We start from the raw sequence: 2,300 nt of genomic DNA on the forward strand, positions 1-2,300 counted from the left end.
GACTTATCTCAGGTACTAATTATTTTACACTAAGGCAGGAAAAAATGAGTATCAATATTTTCCAAAGACTTTTGAAAAAAATCTATGAAACTTATGAAAGGATTTTACCGGCTCAAGATACATTAATACACATTTTCCGGAAATAAAGTTGATCTCATTTTGTCTGCAAAATTCTAATGCCTCATTCGATTCTGAACCTTGCTGGAACCAAATGTTAGCAATCCCGTTTGAATAACACTCTTTTGCTATTTTAAGCGCTGAATTTGGCGGAGTAACAGTTATAACCGTGTCAACTTTTTGCGGCACTTCACAAATGGTTTTGTAGCACTTTTTGCCAGTTATCTCTTCTAAGTTTGGATTGACTGGTATCGGCTCAAACTCTCTCTTTAGAAGTTCGTTGAAGATTATGTTACCAAACTTATGCTTATTGCGGGAAACACCAACAACAGCAATTTTTTTGTTTTCAAAAAATATTTCATTGTAATTCATTTCCTACTCACTATTTTGAAACGGGCAAGTGAACTTCAACACTTCCATCTTCATTATAGATTTCAAATGCTGGTCCGGTTACAGTGTATCCCTTTAATTCGATATACTCATTAATTGCCGGATAAGTTTTGAAAGGAGCAATGGCAGGATGAGCTTTGATTTTCCCAATTATAACATATCGCTCAACGATTTGTTCATAATAAAGCGGTGGTTCAACCTGAACTGGGCTGGAAACAAAGACGCCTGCATCGCTTCTTAATAATTCTTTAGGTGTAGTTGCAGGATCGTCGTAGTACCGGCCGGCTGCGATTGTCTGTTCGATGTTTTTTTCTTTGAGAAGCGTTTCGACTTTTTTAATTTTCTCGCTGACAAGCTGGTAGGGTCCTTTATGCTTGGTGTAAACGAAATCGTATGGACCTCGATATCCTTCAGTTATTTCGACTGAACTGAAAGCTCCGACATAAATTCCAAAACCAACGAAGACTACTACTACAAATAAAAATACTGCAGCAACCACAAGCCAGATTTTTGTTTTCTTTGACATGATTATTCCTATTTAATTTTATTTCTTTTTTGTTACAACGAAGGATATTTTTCCCCGAAAGTTTGAAAGAGTTATTGCAACTGACTTTGGAGTATTCTCTGTCGCAGCGGGCAGGGTCACCACTTTGTTTGAATTCAGATTGTCGCTGAAGAAAATTTCATTCACCGAATTCCGGACAACAATTGAACCAGATCCGGCTGAGTATGAAGATACAACGAGTGTAATTGTCAGTGAATCAGTATCAAATGAAAGTGTTTCATTCCGAGTTAGTGAAAAGTCATCAGCATCTACAGTAAATGTGAATGTGTTTAACGTATTAACTATAACGGGAAAATTCTTGCCAACGTTTTCGGGATTATTAATCCCATCTTCAATAACACATGAGTAAAAAGAAAGTGATAAAGTAAAACCGATAAGAGAAGCTATTAAAATTTTATTTTTCATTTCATCTCCTGAGTAATATTATAAATTTGATATATTGATTTCAAGTTTTTACTTACAAAACTGAATCTTACTGTTTATATTTTTGAAGAATTTTGAGAGCTTTATTTCGTCCATTTTTCCATTAGTGCGTACTCCGCTGCAAACATCAACCCCAAAAGGTTCAACTTGTTTAATTGCGTCGACGACATTTTCAAGATTCAATCCGCCAGCAAGAAAAATTGGGATGCTGACTCTTTTATTAATTTCTCTGCTAATCTCCCAATTGTGAACTCGCCCTGTTCCGCCTAATTCTTTTATCTCAGAGTTTTTATCACCGGAATCTAAAAGCAAAGCGTCCACAAAAGGTGAAACCTCAACAGCTTCTTTGATTGACGACCCTTCTTTTACATGAATGACTTGAATAAGCGAGATGCCAGGGAGTTCAATTCTCAGTTTTTCTAATCCACTCCGTTCAACAAAATCACATAGCTGAATTGAATTCACTCTGCATTTTTTTTGCTGCTGAATGATCTCATCGGCAGATCGCTTGCTTGTAAGTAAAAAGCTGCCTATTGCCGGGGGAATTGTTGCCGCAATTTCATAAATCAATTTTTCAGAAATTACACCTGGTCCGCTGGGCATTTCTGAAACAAGTCCAAGTGCAGAAGCACCATATTTGACTGCCATATTTGCTTCTTCAATTGATGAGATGCAGCAAATTTTCACTCGTGGTTTGATCATAAGTTATTATTTAATTTCAATTTATCACTGATTTAAAGATATAATCTTTAAGAAATTTAATTGTAAGCTGGTCATCATCCCCCTCTTTATTATTCGCTGTTGA

Annotated in this window: 4 protein-coding genes; all 4 read right to left on the reverse strand. The window is 36.1% G+C overall.

From position 1 onward, the window contains the following. Positions 1 to 51: 51 nt before the first annotated feature. From FJ213_13365 to FJ213_13380, 4 genes are read right to left on the reverse strand one after another with little or no spacing between them, the layout of a single operon-like run. Positions 52 to 489: a CoA-binding protein gene (locus FJ213_13365; GenBank protein MBM4177141.1), complete on the reverse strand. Its 438-nt coding sequence runs from the start codon at positions 487 to 489 to the stop codon at positions 52 to 54. Positions 490 to 499: 10 nt separating this feature from the next. Further along, a complete protein-coding gene (locus FJ213_13370) occupies positions 500 to 1,033 on the reverse strand; it encodes a hypothetical protein (GenBank protein ID MBM4177142.1) in 534 nt (177 codons plus the stop codon). Between the two features lie 18 nt (positions 1,034 to 1,051). After that, on the reverse strand, positions 1,052 to 1,477 hold the full coding sequence (locus tag FJ213_13375; protein MBM4177143.1) for a hypothetical protein: 426 nt from the start codon (positions 1,475 to 1,477) through the stop codon (positions 1,052 to 1,054). 48 nt (positions 1,478 to 1,525) lie between these two features. After that, positions 1,526 to 2,197 (reverse strand): phosphoribosylanthranilate isomerase, encoded by a 672-nt coding sequence (locus FJ213_13380; GenBank protein ID MBM4177144.1) that lies wholly within the window; start codon positions 2,195 to 2,197, stop codon positions 1,526 to 1,528. Between the last annotated feature and the right edge of the window lie 103 nt (positions 2,198 to 2,300).

It is taken from the genome of Ignavibacteria bacterium (genome assembly GCA_016873845.1).
Taxonomy (GTDB): Bacteria; Bacteroidota; Ignavibacteria; order Ch128b; family Ch128b; genus JAHJVF01.

Excerpts from the sequence above, each read along its gene's own strand:
- FJ213_13365 (MBM4177141.1), bottom strand. The coding sequence starts at position 489 with ATGAATTACAATGAAATATTTTTTGAAAACAAAAAAATTGCTGTTGTT.
- FJ213_13370 (MBM4177142.1), bottom strand. The coding sequence starts at position 1,033 with ATGTCAAAGAAAACAAAAATCTGGCTTGTGGTTGCTGCAGTATTTTTA.
- FJ213_13375 (MBM4177143.1), bottom strand. The coding sequence starts at position 1,477 with ATGAAAAATAAAATTTTAATAGCTTCTCTTATCGGTTTTACTTTATCA.
- FJ213_13380 (MBM4177144.1), bottom strand. The coding sequence starts at position 2,197 with ATGATCAAACCACGAGTGAAAATTTGCTGCATCTCATCAATTGAAGAA.